The organism is Pseudomonas sp. LS_2 (assembly GCF_042709235.1).
Classification (GTDB): Bacteria; Pseudomonadota; Gammaproteobacteria; order Pseudomonadales; family Pseudomonadaceae; genus Aquipseudomonas.
In genome coordinates, this window is record NZ_JAVAYC010000014.1 from 104,383 (window position 1) to 119,884 (window position 15,502).

Genomic DNA, 15,502 nt, shown 5'->3' on the forward strand with positions numbered 1-15,502 from the left:
AGGCCATCAGGCCTGCACCAGGCCCTCTTCCTTGTGCGCGTTGTGCAGCACTTCGATCAGGCAGTCTTCCAATTCGAAACGCTCGTGCAGCAGGCTACCCAACTTGCGCAGCTTCTCGGCGAAGCGCTCGGTGTCCTTGCACTCCCCTTTCTCGCAATGGTCGTTGAACGCCAGGGCGATCTGGGTACTGTCGTTGATGCGAGGGTTTATCTCTTCGGCCAGCTTGAGCGCCTTCTCGTCACCAAATGCCTTGGCTTCGCTGACCAACTGCTCGCACACCTCAAAATGCCAAGCCGATACATAGTCGACCAGGATCGCGCAGAAATCGCGGTTCTGGAGTTTGTCGGCAAAGGCCGGCTTGGCATCGCGCAGGGCCCGGAAGGCGTGCACCAGCTCCTGGCGCTCCTGCAACCAGCGGTCGATCAGCTTGTGAACCCCACCCCAGCGTTCCTGAGCGTTCTGACAACTATCGAGCATGACGATTCTTCCCTTCTGGGTAGATGCCGCTGCACCTCGCACTACAACCGTGTAGCACAAAGGTGACATCAGCAGAACGGCATCGAGCAGTTGTGTTTTTCAGTGAGCGTGCTGGGAGATTATTCCCGTGCGTGCTGCCCATCAAGGTACGCAGTGGACTAAGTTCATACAAGCGTTTGATGCCCCTGCAGCGGACCACTGGTCGAGCAAAGGCCGAGGCGATTGCTCTGGATCAAGCTTTGCCCAGGTTGCGGAAACGATACGCCAGCAGGCGCGACAGGGGCAGCGAGGCCAGTAGAAGGAACGCTAACAGGCTCCATTCCGGGACGGTCAGGTCGAGAAAGCTCCAGGTGATCGAGACGCAGTCCGCACCGCCCACGAACAGCCACTCCAGGGCCTCTCGCCAGATGTGCCAATTCACCTGCCCCAAGGGCAGTGGACACCCGGCCATGGACGACCACTCCCCCTGCAGCCAGACATGCCGTCCCGCGAGTAGGGCCCCGAACACCGCGAAGGCCAAGGCTGCCGCCTGGTATCGGCGCTCACCGGCAGGCCCCGGCGCATGCACCATGGCGCAAAGGCATACCAATGCGTACAGCGCGAGGACCAGCCGCTGGCTCTGGCAAAGCGGGCAAGGCAGCAGACCGATATGGGTTTCTAGAAGGATCGCCCCCAGCAACGTGGCCAACGACCCAAGCAAGGCGGGAAGAAACAGGGTGCGCAAGCAGGCCAGCGACATGAGCGATGTACGTCCCAATGTAGAAAAGTGGTTTGAAACGTTAGTGGAAACAAGCGCTTTGTTTCAAGACACTACTAATGGGACAACTCCCTGATTAACAAGGAAACTTTTGACCGTGACGTAGGAGAGTTCCTAGCCCTCACTACTAAAAGTCCGATTTCCTACATGACAAATATGAACTTCATACTTCAGCCCGGCTGGCCAACACCATTGGAAGTGCGGGTGCCGGGCTTTCTCCTGAACACCGTCAGACCTTGACACCTTCAGGCAGCGGCAGGGCCAGCAGTCGGGAGTCCAACAGGCCGAGGCCTTCCTGGAACAACTGGTTGCTACGCTCGGTTTCGCCCAACCCAGCCAGCAGACGCGCAAGTTCCGCACAGGTTTCGGGGTTACGCTCCAGGCGCAGGCTGCTCTCGAGATAGTCGCGGGCCTTGCCCCACAGACGGTTCTGCAGGCTCAGGCGACCCAGGGTCAGCAGCAGGCTTGGGTCCTGCGGGTGCTCCTTGAGCCACCCTTCGGCAACTTGCAACTGACGAGCCGGGTCATCACCACGTACCAGGCCATAGAGCCGGGCCAGGTGGCTTTCGTACTGACGCTTGAGCGCCGCGCGCAGCACCTGCTCGGCCTCACCCTGGGCGCCCAGCTGGCGCAATTGTTCGGCGTAGGCCGACACCAGTTGAGGCTCCTGGCGCTGGGCTGAAGTGAGCTGCTGCCAGGCGCGCTCCAGAGCCTGGCGCGCTGCCTGGGGTTCCTCGCCACGGGTAGCCGCCAGTGTCAGGTTCTGACCCCAGGCTCGCTGCTCCAACTCGCTCAATTCGCTTGCCGGAAGCACCTTGCCTTTGCGTAGGTCGGGCAACAGGCGAATCAGCGCCGGCCAGTCGCCACGCTCGCGATACAGGCGCTGCAGCAAGCGCAACACCTGGGCGTTGTGGGGATGACGCTCGTGCATGGCCAGCAGGGTTTCCAGCGCGCCATCGCTGTCGCCCCGGTCCATCTGCAACTGCGCATGGGTCAGGGCAACGGCCAGCTCCGCCTGGGGCTGGCGCTCGAGGGCACGCTCAAGCAGGTTGTCGCTGTCCTCGGTACGCCCTTGCTCGTTGGCCGCACGGGCAGCGCCGAGGTAATAGAGCAGCGGTTGGCGCTCGGCCTCGGCGGCGCGATGCAGATGACGCTGGGCACTTGCCCAACGGCCTTCGGCGAGGTCCAGTTGGCCCTGCTCGATGGCAATACGGGTGCGTCGACCCCGGTTGCGTCGTGACCAGGGGTTCACCACCCCGGTAGATGCCAGTACCAGCCCGACCAGGTATTTCAACAGCAGCAGCGCCAGCACCAACGCCACCAACACCGCCAATGCGGCCCACAGCCCCGACTGGTAGCGGAAGCCGCCGTAGGCGATCAAGACGTAGCCGCTGTGCTTGGCGATAGCGATCCCCAGCCCCGCCGCGATGACGATCGCCAGCACCGCCAGCAGGTAGACACGCTTCATGGCTTGCCCCCTTCGCCCTCGACCGGCAAGTGACGTCGCTGGATGTACGCCTGCACCGCCGCCAGGCTCTCGGCGAGGTCCGGCACCACTACCGAGACGGGCTGTTCGGCCAGGGCGTTGAGGCTGTCGAGCATGGCCTTGCTCTGCGGGTTGTCCACGTTGAAGTTGGCCAGCAACACGCTGCGGGCATCGTCCAGCGCTTGGTTGTAGACTTTTTCCTCGCCATTGAGCGCAGCCCACTGGGCTTGCTCGAGGGTCAGGCTCAGCGCCAGGCGCAACTGGTTCAGCGACTGCCCGGCCAGCAGCGGGCGCACGTTTTCGTCGGCGCCGAACTCGATCTGGAAGTACTTGGAAATTTCCGCCCACCACCGCGACCAGCGGCTGGCGCCATCACCATCGGAGGTCAAGGCGCCCAGGGCGTCGGCGTTGGCCTCGAACTCTGGCGACTGGGCACTGAGCTGCTGGACCTGCTCGCGCTGGGCGGCCAGCTTGAGGAACAGGCCAGTACGGTCTGGCTGCTGGGTGCTGTTGAGCGTTGCCAGGCTGCGGGCCAGTTGCTCGCGCGCAGCGAAGGCGCCGGGGTCGCTTTGCTCACGCAGGATCTCGTCGGCGCCTTCGACAAGCGCCTTGGCGCTGGTGACGTCCTGCAGCGCCGACAAGCGCAGGGTTGCCAGGCGCAACAGATGCTCGGCCTCCGCCAGGCGCCACTCCTTGCGGCTCTCGCCAAGCACGGTCTCAAGGCGCTGGCTCAAGCGCTGCTGGTCGCTTTGCAGCTGCGCCACCAAACGGCGGCGGTCTTCCAGCTCGCTGGCAGGCGGTAGGGTCGCCAGCTGGGTACCGAACTGCTGCTGGCGCTGCTGCAAGGCTTCGGCGCGTTGGCTCAAGGCATCCAGGTGCTCGCCCTGGCCCTGTTCGTTGCCTTGCAGCTGGCGCACCTGCCACGCACCCCAACCGCCAATGGCCACCCCTGCCGCACCGATCAACAGCGCCAACAGTGCCAAGCCATTGCCCGCGCGCTTGGGTGGTTGTGCAACGGTGGCTTGCGCGACGGAGGGCTCCGGCGTATCGCCCGCCGTGGGTCGTTCGTTGTTTGGCAAGACAGTTTCGCTCACGTATCCATCCTATGCATGGGGGCGCCGTCGCAGTCCGCTTGGCGCCTTAAGGGGCAGGTGCAGCGCTACGCTGCACGGCTGCCAGCAAAGCCGTGGCGCTGGCGCCACGGCAATCCACAACCTGTTGGGCACCTGCCGCGCGAGCCTGGGCGGCAACCCGAGGGCTAGGGACGAACAGCGCCAACTGCGCCAGGCGCGGCCAGTCGGCACCCGCCAGTTGCATCAGGTGTTCGAAACCCTGCCCACTGCTGACCACCAGGCCGTTGAGGCGTTCCCCTTCGACCAGACGTACCAGGCTGTCGCGGGGGTACTCTGGCAGGCGACGGCCATAGAGTTCCAGATAATCGACACTAGCACCTTGCTCGGCGAGACGCTCGGCCAGCAGTTCACGACCACCCTGCCCACGCACGATCAACACCCGCGCACCTTGGACGGCAACGGCCTGGCGCAGGGCGGGAAGCGCGAGCAGGGCTTCGCTGTCGTCGCCCTCCTCGGGACAGCGCACCTGCAAGTGCTGGGCCTGGAGGATACATGCCGTCGCCTCGCCCACCGTGAACCAACCCTGGCGCGGCGCAGGCAGGCCAGCTTCGGCCAGCCGCTCGAGCAACACGCGGGCCGCCGGCTTGCTGACCACTATGATCGCCTGGTACTGCGCAAGCGCGGCCAAGCGTTGTTGCTGCGCCGCATCCAGGCCCAGCGGCTCGATCGCCAGCAGCGGCAGGCTATAGCTGCAAATGCCGACAGCGGCCAGCTGTTGCGCCAGTGCCGCGCACTCCTCGGCGGGACGTGTCAGCAACAGGCGCCAGCTACTCACGGGTGCCCGGCCTCGCCGTAGACTTCCTTGAGAATCGCCTCTGCCCCCTGATCGAGCAGGTCTTCGGCGACCTGCACACCGAGGGCTTCGGCATTGCTGCGGGCGGCCCGCGCCTCGGCCACCAGCAGCGTGCCGCCACTGGGCTGACCGACCAGGCCACGCAGCCACAACTGCTCGCCTTCGAGCACCGCATAGCTGGCGATCGGCACTTGGCAGCCGCCGTTCAGGCGCTTGTTCAAGGCACGCTCGGCCACTACCCGGTCGGAGGTGTCTTTGTGGTTGAGGGGGGCCAGCAGAGCGTGGATCTCGAGGTCGGCGCTGCGGCATTCGATACCGACGGCACCCTGCCCGCCCGCCGGCAGGCTGTCGTCGACACTGATGCTGGAGGTGATGCGCTGTTCGAAACCGAGGCGAATCAGGCCCGCTGCGGCAAGGATGATAGCGTCGTACTCGCCGGCATCGAGCTTGGCCAGGCGGGTATTGACGTTGCCGCGCAGGAAGCGGATTTCCAGGTCCGGGCGGCGCGCCAGCAACTGCGCCTGGCGCCGCAGGCTGGAGGTGCCGACGATGCTGCCGGCCGGCAGCGCATCGAGGCTGGCGAAGCGGTTGGAAACGAACGCATCGCGTGGGTCTTCGCGCTCGCAGATGCAATACAGGCCCAGGCCTTCGGGGAAGTCCATGGGCACGTCTTTCATCGAATGCACGGCGATATCGGCTTCGTTCTCCAGCAGGGCTGTTTCCAGTTCCTTGACGAACAAGCCCTTGCCACCAATTTTCGCCAGCGGCGCATCGAGCAGCTTGTCGCCGCGGCTGACCATCGGCACCAGGGTCACGACCAGGCCCGGGTGGGCCTGCTCAAGGCGCGCCTTGACATGTTCGGCCTGCCAGAGAGCCAAGGCACTTTTACGGGTGGCAATGCGGATTTCGCGAGTGGACATGAAACGCCCCGAAGCAGAGAAATGCCGCCGATGATAACAGCTACGGCGGCATTACCAGCAGGCCTGGGTCAAGGAAGGCTGCGTGTACGCTGCAGCCTCAGAGCGCCTGCATCATCTTGCGCACCCCGGCCACATGCCGTCGGCTGACGGTCAGGGCGTCGCCTTCGAGTCCCTTGAGGAACAGCTGGAAATGCCCCAGCGGCGTACGTTGCAGGCGTTCGATGCGCTCGCGGGCGACCAGTGCGTTGCGATGGATACGCACGAAGCGTTCGCCGAACTCGTCCTCCAGCGCCTTGAGCGGCTCGTCGAGCAGCACCTCGCCGGCCTCATGGCGCAAGGTGACGTACTTGTGGTCGGCGATGAAGTAGATCACCTGGGGCAAGGGGATCAGCTCGATGCCCTTGCGCGTTCGTGCGCTGATGTGGCTGCGCGGCCCCGTGCCGCTGTCGCCGGCTGGGCTGGTCAGCGCCGACAGCAGGCCACGACTGGGCTTGTCGGCCTTGCGCAAGGCGTCGCGCAGCGCCTGGGGCTGGACCGGCTTGGCCACATGGCTCAGCGGGCTGTCCTTGAACTGGGGCTGCTGTTGGTCCTCGATGCAGAACACCACGGCTGGCGCCGCCTCACGCTCGCAAAGGCGTGCTGCCACCTGCAGGCCATCCAGGCCCACCATGCCGATATCCAGCAGGACCACGTCCGGCTTCAGGCTTTCGATCAGGGCCAGGGCCTCATCGCCGTTGGTGGCGCTGGGCTCCAGCACGGTGTAGCCCTCCAGCTCGCCGAGCATGCGGCTCAGGCGGTCGCGGGCTTGGGGTTCATCATCAACGATCAGGACATTCATAATGGTGCTGGATTCCTGAGTGAGTCTCGCACGGGTTAGCACGTAGACAGGAGTCGGTCGACCGTTATCGCGGTCAGGCTTACAGACCCATGCGAAGGCCAAAGATTCAGTGGCCTGACAGAACACTGCCAGCCCTTTGTCCAACTGTAGACGGTCCGTGGAACACTGCCGTTCAATCGGTGAATATCATCATGCCCTGCGACGCCAATGGTTTTTCGGCGGTTTCCGGCGACCAGCGCCCTGCGGCGGCGGCCCCAACCCTGCTATGATCGGCGCCACTTTTTTCGTTCACGCCTGCTACGAGTGAATCCATGAGCACCGACAAGACCAATCAGTCCTGGGGCGGCCGCTTCAGTGAGCCCGTCGACGCCTTCGTCGCCCGTTTCACCGCCTCGGTCGACTTCGACAAGCGCCTGTACCGCCACGACATCATGGGTTCGATCGCCCACGCCACCATGCTGGCGCAGGTCGGCGTGCTCAGCGACGCCGAGCGCGATGCGATCGTCGATGGCCTGAATACCATCCAGGGTGAAATCGAGGCCGGCAAGTTCGACTGGCGCGTCGACCTCGAAGACGTGCACATGAACATCGAAGCACGCCTGACCGACCGCATCGGCATCACCGGCAAGAAGCTGCACACCGGCCGCAGCCGCAACGACCAGGTCGCCACGGATATCCGCCTATGGCTGCGCGACGAGATCGACCTGATCCTCGGCGAAATCACCCGCCTGCAGAAGGGCCTGCTGGAGCAGGCCGAGCGCGAAGCCGAGACCATCATGCCCGGTTTCACCCACCTGCAGACCGCCCAGCCAGTGACCTTCGGTCACCACCTGCTGGCCTGGTTCGAAATGCTCAGCCGCGACTACGAGCGCCTGGTCGACTGCCGCAAGCGCACCAACCGCATGCCCCTGGGCAGCGCAGCGCTGGCCGGCACCACCTACCCGATCGACCGTGAGCTGACCTGCAAGCTGCTGGGCTTCGAGGCGGTGGCCGGCAATTCGCTGGACGGCGTCTCCGACCGTGACTTCGCCATCGAATTCTGCGCCGCCGCAAGCCTGGCGATGATGCACCTGTCGCGCTTCTCCGAAGAACTGGTGCTGTGGACCAGCGCGCAGTTCCAGTTCATCGACCTGCCCGACCGTTTCTGCACCGGCAGCTCGATCATGCCGCAGAAGAAGAACCCGGACGTACCGGAGCTGGTACGCGGCAAGAGTGGCCGCGTGTTCGGCGCGCTCACCGGCCTGCTGACCCTGATGAAAGGCCAGCCGCTGGCCTACAACAAGGACAACCAGGAAGACAAGGAACCGCTGTTCGATGCCGCCGATACCCTGCGCGACTCGCTACGCGCTTTCGCCGACATGATCCCGGCGATCAAGCCCAAGCACGCCATCATGCGCGAAGCGGCCCTGCGCGGTTTCTCCACCGCCACCGACCTGGCCGACTACCTGGTGCGCCGTGGCCTGCCGTTCCGCGACTGCCACGAGATCGTCGGCCATGCGGTGAAGTACGGCGTGGACACCGGCAAGGACCTGGCCGAGATGAGCCTGGACGAACTGCGCCAGTTCAGCGACCAGATCGAGCAGGACGTGTTCGCCGTGCTCACCCTGGAAGGCTCGGTCAACGCCCGTAACCACATCGGCGGTACCGCTCCGGCGCAAGTGCGCGCGGCAGTGGTGCGCGGCCAGGCCCTGCTGGCCTCGCGTTAAGCCGTCGCAACGCGGGCACCGGCTTCGCCGGTGTTCGCGGGCTCCCCGCCGGTTTCAAGCGTGCTCAGCGGGCCTGCCGGGGCGCCGAACCGCGGCCCCTCGCCAGATCAACGCTTGTTCTTGATCATCTCCATGAACATCGGCATCTGCGCCTCTTTGTCGGCTTCGATGCGCACCACGTTCGGATTGTCCTTCAGCAACTCGAGCAACGCCCTCGCCTGGGGGAAGTCCGCCAGGAAATCCACGCTCATCACCCTCTTGCCCACTGCCGCGGCCAGGTCGACCGAGAAGCGGAACATCAGGTCGGCGAGAGTGAGCTGCTCACCTGCCACGTAGGGCGCGAAGCGGCCATTGCGCTTTAGGGTGGCAAAGCCCGCCAGCAAGTCGCTGCGCGCCTTTTCCTTGACCAGCGGTTCCACCGCCGTGCCAAAGAATGCCTCGGCGTAGCAGGTACGCGCGGGCAGCTCGATGTACAGTTCCACTTCCTTGAGCAGCTCGCGCACCTTGGCCCGCTCGAAAGGGTCGGCCGGCAGCAGCGGCTTGCCGGGCTGGGTCTGCTCGATGTACTCGAGGATCACGCACGTCTCGCTAAGGTACTGGCCGTCCTCGGTCTGCAACACCGGCACCTTGCCGCGCGGGCTGATGGCCAGGGCCTCGGGCGTCTGCCCGGCGAGAAACAGCACTTCCTCGAAGGGCAGGCCCTTTTCCAGCAACGCCAGCTTGACCATGTTGTAGTAGTTGCTGACCGCGAATCCATGAAGCTTGAGCATGTGTGACAGCCTCCAGGCCGTGTGGGGATGGCCCGGCTGTTATAGCCCGCAGCCTGCGCCTTGGCCAGTGACATCCACCCGGTCGATGACCGGGCATTGCCACCGCAGGCATGGCACACTGTGCGCCCCACCCCAGGAGCGACGCCATGAGCGAACACGACGAGATCGACAACGACGACGATGAAGCCTTCGCCGAGGCGACCCTGACCCAGGCCATCGAGAACCAGATCGAGAACGGCGAGCCGCCTGCCGCCAAAGCCACCTTCAACAAGCTGACGCTGGTCGGCTACGAGCGCGAGGACATCCTAAACCTGATGGCCCACGTGCTGGCCATCGAGATCGACGCCATGCTCAGCGAAGACCGCCCGTTCAATGGCGAGTGGTACGAGAACGCCCTGCGCGCGCTGCCCGAATTGCCGCCTGAGGCAAATCAAGGCGACGACGACGAAGCCTGACTACACTCCTGACTTCCATCCTTGTCTGGAAGTCAGGAGTCACCCTATGTCGTTCCCCCCCGAACTGATCGCCGAACTGGAAGTGCTCGCCCTGTTCAACCTCGACAGCCACCAGGAAGGCATCAAGGTCCACAGCAACGCCTCGCCAGCCCTGATCGCCGCTGCAAAACGCCTGCATGAAAAGCAACTCACCGACCAGCCGGACGGCGGCTACCTCACCAGCCTGGGGCTGGACGCGGCGCAGAGCGTGCAGCAGTTGCTGACCATTCTGAAAAACACCGAAACCGCGTAACACCACGCTGGCTGCGCACCACCATGCCCCCGCAGGAGCGGGCAAGTCCGCTCCTGCAGGGGCTGTATCATCCTCGCGGTTGTGGGTCGCGCATGCACGGGCAAAAGGACGCTGGGAAAATGGCGTCAAAATGCCATTCCCCTCTTATCCACCCTTCCCACTCAGGCTAAACTCGCCAGTGCTTCCCTGGCCCGCCCGAGCACCCCATGAACCACCCCCATGAAATCCGCCCCGACCTGGATGAAGGCATCGACCGCAAGGTGCTGGCGACCTTGCGCAAACGTTTTCTGCGCCTTAACCAGGGACGCATGGCGCGGGCCATGGAGGGGCTTTCCAGCCGCCAGCAGCAGGTGCTGACGCTGCTGCCACTGTTCTTTCACGTCAACCACCCGCTGCTGCCCGGCTACGTCTCGGGCGCCACCCCGGCCGGGGTGTCGAACTACGAACCCGATGCCGAGCTGCTGGCCGAAGCCCAGCGCCTGACCCGCTCGTTCACCTACAAGACGCGCCATGGCAACACGACAAGGCCGATCCACGGTCTGTTCCTGATCGGCAGCCTCGGCACCCTGGCCCAGGCCGAGCAGAGCGACATGGACCTGTGGGTGTGCCACGCGCCGGGCCTGGGTGAAGCGGCCCTGGCCGAGTTGCGCCGCAAGTGCCAGCTGCTGGAAGCCTGGGCCGCCAGCCTGGGGGCCGAGGCGCATTTCTTCCTGATCGAGCCACAGGGTTTCGTGCAGGGCGAGCGCGACGGCCAGCTCAGTTCCGACGACTGCGGCACGACCCAGCACTTCCTGTTGCTCGACGAGTTCTATCGCACGGCGATCTGGCTGGCCGGGCGCACACCGCTGTGGTGGCTGGTGCCGGTCTACGAAGAGCACAATTACCAGGCCTACACCGAGACGTTGCTGAGCAAGCGCTTCATCCGCGCCAGCGACGCCCTGGACCTCGGCCACCTCGCCCATATTCCGCCCGGCGAGTTCGTCGGCGCGGGGCTATGGCAGCTGTTCAAAGGTATCGACTCGCCCTACAAGTCGTTGCTCAAGCTGCTGCTGACCGAGGTGTACGCCAGCGAGCACCCGCAGGTGCGCTGCCTGAGCCTGGACTACAAGCGTGCGGTGTTCGCCAACCGCCTGGAGCTCGACGAGCTCGACCCCTACGTGATGGTCTACCGGCGCATCGAGCAGTACCTGCAACGCCGTGGCGAAACCGCGCGCCTGGAGCTGGTGCGCCGCAGCCTGTACCTGAAGGTGAACAAGAAGCTCAGCGGCCTGGGCCGTGCGCGCAGCGGTGGCTGGCAGCGTGATTTGCTGGAGCGCCTGACCACCGAGTGGGGCTGGGACGACCGCCAGCTGGCCCTGCTCGACAGCCGCAGCCAATGGAAAGTGCGCCAGGTGGCACTGGAGCGCCGCGAGCTGGTGGCCGAGCTCAACCACAGCTATCGCTTCCTCGGCCAGTTCGCCCGCAACCAGGACGCCAGCAGCCGCGCCGACCAGCGCGACCTCAATGTGCTGGGCCGGCGCCTGTACGCAGCGTTCGAACGCCGGGCCGGCAAGATCGAAGTGATCAACCCTGGCATTGCCCCGGACGTCGCCGAAGACACCGTGACCCTGGTGCAGTCGCCCAACCGAAAGGAGCCCGGCACCCATCACTGGGGGCTGTACAACGGCAACCTCGGGGTTCACGAATGGGAGCACTTCAACCCGATCAAGCGCAGCCGCGAACTGCTCGAACTGTTGGCCTGGGCGCACCGCAACGGGGTCATCGACAGCAGCACCCGCCTGGCCTTGCATCCTGGGGTCAGCGACCTGACCGAGTTCGAACTGTTCAACCTGCTGGGCAGCCTGCAGTTGAGCATTCCCTTGCCGCTGGAAACGGTCAGCGAGGTGCGTCTGCTGCAACCCAGCGTGGCCGACGAGATCCTGCTGCTGGTCAACGTGGGGGTCGACCCGCTGCGCCATCACCGCGACCTGAATATCCTCATGACCACCGAGCGCACCGACTCGCTGAGTTATGCCGGGGTGCGCGAGAACCTGGTGCTGACCCTCGACCAGGTCACCCTCAACAGCTGGAACGAAGTGCTGGTGCAGCGCTACGACGGCGAGCATGCGCTGCTGCGCTGCCTGCGCGACTTCCTCAACAGCCTCGGCCAGCGCACGCACCGGCCGCGGGTGCGGGTACGCTGCTTCTGCCACAACCGCGCGCAGGCCATCGCGCTGCGGGTCGAGGACATCTTCGATACCTTGCAACTGCTGCTCGACCAAGGCCTGAACCACCGCTACCTGCTGCAAGTGGCGCAGCACACCCATGTGCTGGAGCTGCTACCAGGCCAGGTCGGCCTGACCACCCTCGAAGGCCACGATGCAGTACTGGCGCACTTGGGCCAGGAGCGCAGCCAGTACAGCCCCCTGCACCTGGATAGCAACGCCCTGCAGGACCACGACCTGCCGCTGGTGCTTGAACAGGGCCAGCCACAGTGCATCCAGGTGTTCTACCGGCTCTTCGAAGGTTGGGCCGACCTCTATGTGCTGGATGAATACAACGCACTGTGGCAGCAGCGCCTGCCGCTGCATGACGAAGCGCACCTGTTGCTACCCCTGCAACGCTTCCTGCAATCGGTGCTGGTGCGCCACGCTGCGCAGCTGCCGCTGGAAAGCCTGCAACAGACCTCGCCCGACATCTTCTACTACCAGTTGCTACCCAGCGGCACCGGCAAGGCGCGCAGCCTGGAGGCAAGGCCGACGCCGCTGGTCGATGGCGACCACTCCTACTACGAAGTCCAGGCGATCGTGCAGGCGGGTACAGGGGACGAGGTGCACGTCACCCTGTATTGCGACCAGCTGGAGTTTTCCGAACTGGAGCATGGCGACCAGCTGTACACCGTGGTGGCCCGGCAGATCCTGCGCCAGCGCAGCGGTGCCGACAGCTACCGCTGCTACATCACCGACCTGGACCTGTCCGAGGTGCTGGGCGACGAGCGCGGCTCGACGGTGCGCTACCTACGCTACAAGCGCGAGCTGGAGCAGGCGTTGAACGATGGGTTGGAGCAGTTGCAGGCCACTCTGGAGCCCTGACCCTGGGAGCGCGCAGCAGCCCCGAGGCAATCACAGGTCGAAATCCCCCGCCGCCTCCGGCTGGTACTCCACCTCCAGCAACCTCAGCTTGAGGGTCTTGCCACCCGGCGCCGGCCAGTCGATCTGATCGCCCACCGACAACCCCAGCAGCGCACAGCCGATCGGCGCCAGGATCGACACATTGCCCTCCACCCCCGCGTCCTTGGGGTAGACCAGGGTCAGGAGGTAGTCCGTGCCGCTGGCCTCTTCACGGCAGTGCACCCGCGAATTCATGGTTACCACGCGTGCCGGCACCTCCTCGTGCCCCACCACCTGTTCGGCGCGATCCAGCTCGCCTTGCAGCGCAAGCACGCCGGGGGTGCTCTCGTCGAGGCTGTCGAGCAGGCGCTCCAGGCGCTGCACGTCCAGGCGAGTGAGAATGAGGGAAGGCTTGGCGCTCATGATTCGGTCAGACTCCATTCAGCAAACGATTTTCAGGCGATAGATAAAGCAAAACCCCGCCCAAGGGCGGGGTTTGCGAATGCTTTCGGCGATGCCGATGCCAGGCCGACACTAACACAGCGGGGCAAATACTCAAGCCCGTGGCATCGATGCCCGCAGCGCCTGCGCCTCGTGACAGATCTGCCTGCGCCGCTGGTCGTCGGCGGCGCGCCACTCGCGAATATGCTCGACGTGGCGGAAACAGCCGGTGCACACCTTGTGCTCATCGAGTCGACACACGCTGATGCAGGGCGATGGCACCGCCGGGCTGACGTTGCTGTACAGCGGCTTGGCCGGCCGGGGTTGCTGGCTCATCTCAGATCTCGTCGAAGTCCAGCTTTTCGCCGGCACGTTCCCAGACGATCCGCTCCAGCATCTCGCCCAGCAGCTCCTCGCTCTTCTCGCATACCCACTTGCCCGACTCGTCGTCGTAGTCGAAGTGGAAGCCACCCGAACGGTCGGCCAGCCACAACTGGCGCAGGGGCTCCTGGCGGCTGAAGATCAGTTGGCTGCCGTTGTCGAACTTGACGGTCAGCACACCGGCGGAGTTCTCCATATCCAGGTCCAGCCCACTCTCGTCGAACAGGTCTTCCAGGGCCTGCTGGGTGGTATCGACCAGATCATGGAAACGCGCTTCGCTCAAACTCATTGCAGGAACCTCGAAATTGGCTGCACACACGCAAGCCGGGCACGATACGGACGCTTGGCGTTGAATGCAAAGGTTACGACGGGGCGGGCATGAGTACTTGAGGATAGACCCTCGCGCCCCGCCGGGCGGGCCGCCCCTTGCATAGGCAAGCTGCCGGTCGCTCGGTATACTCGGCGCAATACTGCATATTTCAAAGGATTTCACCCCAATGAAGCGCCTGATTTCCTCCCTCGCGGCGCTGGTCGCGGTTGCCTGCCTCGTTTCGGCCTGCGGTCAGAAAGGCCCCCTGTACCTGCCTGAAGACGGCAAGGACGGCAAAGCCCGCAAGTCGTCGCAGCACCAGCACCAGCACGCTCAACCGGCCGCGCAACCTGCGCCGGCGCAAGACGAGCCCGAGCAGTCGCCAGCGCAGTAAGGAAATCCCATGGATGCATTCAACTACCGCGACGCTGAACTGTTCGCGGAAGGCGTGGCCCTGTCGGCCATCGCCGAGCGCTTCGGCACACCCACCTACGTGTACTCGCGTGCCCACATCGAGGCCCAGTACCGCAGCTACGCCGACGCCCTCGAAGGAACCGAAAGCCTGGTGTGCTTCGCGGTCAAGGCCAACTCCAACCTGGGCGTGCTGAACGTCCTGGCGCGCCTGGGCGCGGGCTTCGACATCGTTTCCGGCGGCGAGCTGGAGCGGGTACTGGCCGCCGGTGGCCGCGCCGACCGCGTGGTGTTCTCCGGCGTCGGCAAGACCCGCGAAGACATGCGTCGCGCCCTGGAAGTGGGCGTGCACTGCTTCAACGTCGAGTCCACCGACGAACTGGAGCGCCTGCAGGTAGTGGCCGCCGAGATGGGCAAGGTGGCCCCGGTCTCGCTGCGTGTGAACCCGGACGTCGATGCTGGCACCCATCCGTACATCTCCACGGGCCTTAAAGAAAACAAATTCGGCATCGCCATCGCCGATGCCGAAGCCATCTACGTGCGCGCCGCACAGCTGCCGAACCTGGACGTGATCGGCGTCGACTGCCATATCGGCTCGCAGCTGACCACCGTCGCCCCGTTCCTCGATGCCCTCGACCGCTTGCTGGACCTGGTCGACCGCCTCGCCGATTGCGGCATCCATCTGCGCCATCTGGACCTCGGCGGCGGGGTCGGCGTGCGCTATCGCGACGAGCAACCGCCGCTGGTAGCCGACTACATCAAGGCCATCCGCGAGCGCGTGGGCGAGCGCGACCTGGCGCTGGTGTTCGAGCCGGGCCGCTACATCGTGGCCAATGCCGGCGTGCTGCTGACCCGCGTGGAGTACCTCAAGCATACCGAGCACAAGGACTTCGCCATCGTCGATGCAGCCATGAACGACCTGATCCGCCCAGCCCTGTACCAGGCCTGGATGGGTGTCAGCGCGGTCAAGCCACGCGAAGGCCAGGGCCGTACCTACGACCTGGTCGGGCCGATCTGCGAGACCGGCGACTTCCTGGCCAAGGAGCGCGAGCTGAACCTGGCCGAGGGTGACCTGCTGGCCGTGCAGTCCGCAGGCGCCTATGGTTTCGTCATGAGCTCGAACTACAACACCCGTGGCCGCTGCGCCGAGGTGCTGGTCGATGGCGACCAGGCCTTCGAAGTGCGCCGCCGCGAGACCATTGCCGAACTGTTCGCCGGCGAAAGCCTGCTGCCGGAGTGAACC

Annotated in this window: 17 protein-coding genes; 6 read left to right on the forward strand and 11 right to left on the reverse strand. The window is 64.9% G+C overall.

Annotated elements, in window-relative coordinates; translation table 11 throughout:
• Window positions 1-6: 6 nt before the first annotated feature.
• From rsd to RAC97_RS14890, 7 genes are all read right to left on the reverse strand, one after another.
• The gene (rsd, locus tag RAC97_RS14860; RefSeq protein ID WP_375102050.1) at window positions 7-477 is read right to left on the reverse strand and encodes a sigma D regulator; all 471 of its coding nucleotides are present in this window, start codon (window positions 475-477) and stop codon (window positions 7-9) included.
• A gap of 232 nt (window positions 478-709) precedes the next feature.
• A complete protein-coding gene (locus tag RAC97_RS14865) occupies window positions 710-1,216 on the reverse strand; it encodes a disulfide bond formation protein B (RefSeq protein WP_375102049.1) in 507 nt (168 codons plus the stop codon).
• A 247-nt stretch (window positions 1,217-1,463) separates the two neighbouring features.
• On the reverse strand, window positions 1,464-2,702 hold the full coding sequence (locus tag RAC97_RS14870; protein ID WP_375102048.1) for a heme biosynthesis protein HemY: 1,239 nt from the start codon (window positions 2,700-2,702) through the stop codon (window positions 1,464-1,466).
• Window positions 2,699-3,814 (reverse strand): uroporphyrinogen-III C-methyltransferase, encoded by a 1,116-nt coding sequence (locus RAC97_RS14875; RefSeq protein ID WP_375102047.1) that lies wholly within the window; start codon window positions 3,812-3,814, stop codon window positions 2,699-2,701. Before RAC97_RS14875 ends, RAC97_RS14870 begins: the two co-directional genes overlap by 4 nt.
• Before the next feature lie 46 nt (window positions 3,815-3,860).
• A complete protein-coding gene (locus tag RAC97_RS14880) occupies window positions 3,861-4,628 on the reverse strand; it encodes a uroporphyrinogen-III synthase (RefSeq protein ID WP_375102046.1) in 768 nt (255 codons plus the stop codon).
• Window positions 4,625-5,566 (reverse strand): hydroxymethylbilane synthase, encoded by a 942-nt coding sequence (gene hemC / locus RAC97_RS14885; protein ID WP_375102045.1) that lies wholly within the window; start codon window positions 5,564-5,566, stop codon window positions 4,625-4,627. Before hemC ends, RAC97_RS14880 begins: the two co-directional genes overlap by 4 nt.
• A gap of 97 nt (window positions 5,567-5,663) precedes the next feature.
• The gene (locus tag RAC97_RS14890; protein WP_375102044.1) at window positions 5,664-6,404 is read right to left on the reverse strand and encodes a LytR/AlgR family response regulator transcription factor; all 741 of its coding nucleotides are present in this window, start codon (window positions 6,402-6,404) and stop codon (window positions 5,664-5,666) included.
• 311 nt (window positions 6,405-6,715) lie between these two features.
• Between RAC97_RS14890 and argH the strand changes: the two genes are divergently transcribed.
• Window positions 6,716-8,110 (forward strand): argininosuccinate lyase, encoded by a 1,395-nt coding sequence (gene argH, locus RAC97_RS14895; RefSeq protein ID WP_375102043.1) that lies wholly within the window; start codon window positions 6,716-6,718, stop codon window positions 8,108-8,110.
• A 107-nt stretch (window positions 8,111-8,217) separates the two neighbouring features.
• Here argH and RAC97_RS14900 read toward each other — a convergent pair whose 3' ends face one another.
• Window positions 8,218-8,880 (reverse strand): glutathione S-transferase family protein, encoded by a 663-nt coding sequence (locus RAC97_RS14900; RefSeq protein ID WP_375102042.1) that lies wholly within the window; start codon window positions 8,878-8,880, stop codon window positions 8,218-8,220.
• A gap of 146 nt (window positions 8,881-9,026) precedes the next feature.
• On the opposite strand from RAC97_RS14900, the gene RAC97_RS14905 reads away from it, so the two are divergent.
• The 3 genes from RAC97_RS14905 to RAC97_RS14915 all read left to right on the forward strand — a co-directional run bounded on the left by RAC97_RS14905 (window position 9,027) and on the right by RAC97_RS14915 (window position 12,698).
• Complete coding sequence (locus RAC97_RS14905) at window positions 9,027-9,335, forward strand: hypothetical protein (RefSeq protein WP_375102041.1); 309 nt, start codon at window positions 9,027-9,029, stop codon at window positions 9,333-9,335.
• Between the two features lie 46 nt (window positions 9,336-9,381).
• Window positions 9,382-9,627 (forward strand): TIGR02647 family protein, encoded by a 246-nt coding sequence (locus RAC97_RS14910; RefSeq protein WP_375102040.1) that lies wholly within the window; start codon window positions 9,382-9,384, stop codon window positions 9,625-9,627.
• A gap of 206 nt (window positions 9,628-9,833) precedes the next feature.
• The gene (locus RAC97_RS14915; protein ID WP_375102039.1) at window positions 9,834-12,698 is read left to right on the forward strand and encodes a class I adenylate cyclase; all 2,865 of its coding nucleotides are present in this window, start codon (window positions 9,834-9,836) and stop codon (window positions 12,696-12,698) included.
• Between the two features lie 30 nt (window positions 12,699-12,728).
• On the opposite strand, the gene rnk is transcribed toward RAC97_RS14915, so the two are convergent.
• The 3 genes from rnk to cyaY all read right to left on the reverse strand — a co-directional run bounded on the left by rnk (window position 12,729) and on the right by cyaY (window position 13,827).
• Window positions 12,729-13,139: a nucleoside diphosphate kinase regulator gene (rnk, locus tag RAC97_RS14920; RefSeq protein WP_375102038.1), complete on the reverse strand. Its 411-nt coding sequence runs from the start codon at window positions 13,137-13,139 to the stop codon at window positions 12,729-12,731.
• Window positions 13,140-13,271: 132 nt separating this feature from the next.
• Window positions 13,272-13,493, reverse strand: a complete 222-nt coding sequence (locus RAC97_RS14925; protein WP_375102037.1) for a DUF1289 domain-containing protein — start codon at window positions 13,491-13,493, stop codon at window positions 13,272-13,274.
• Window position 13,494: 1 nt separating this feature from the next.
• Window positions 13,495-13,827, reverse strand: coding sequence for an iron donor protein CyaY (gene cyaY, locus RAC97_RS14930; RefSeq protein ID WP_375102036.1), 333 nt, complete (start codon window positions 13,825-13,827; stop codon window positions 13,495-13,497).
• A 208-nt stretch (window positions 13,828-14,035) separates the two neighbouring features.
• Here cyaY and RAC97_RS14935 point away from each other — a divergent pair, with 208 nt between their 5' ends.
• Both RAC97_RS14935 and lysA read left to right on the forward strand, forming a co-directional pair.
• The gene (locus RAC97_RS14935) at window positions 14,036-14,242 is read left to right on the forward strand and encodes a lipoprotein (protein WP_375102035.1); all 207 of its coding nucleotides are present in this window, start codon (window positions 14,036-14,038) and stop codon (window positions 14,240-14,242) included.
• A 9-nt stretch (window positions 14,243-14,251) separates the two neighbouring features.
• Window positions 14,252-15,499 carry a diaminopimelate decarboxylase gene (lysA, locus tag RAC97_RS14940; RefSeq protein WP_375102034.1) on the forward strand — a complete coding sequence of 416 codons (1,248 nt, stop codon included), beginning with the start codon at window positions 14,252-14,254 and terminating at the stop codon, window positions 15,497-15,499.
• Window positions 15,500-15,502 lie beyond the last annotated feature (3 nt).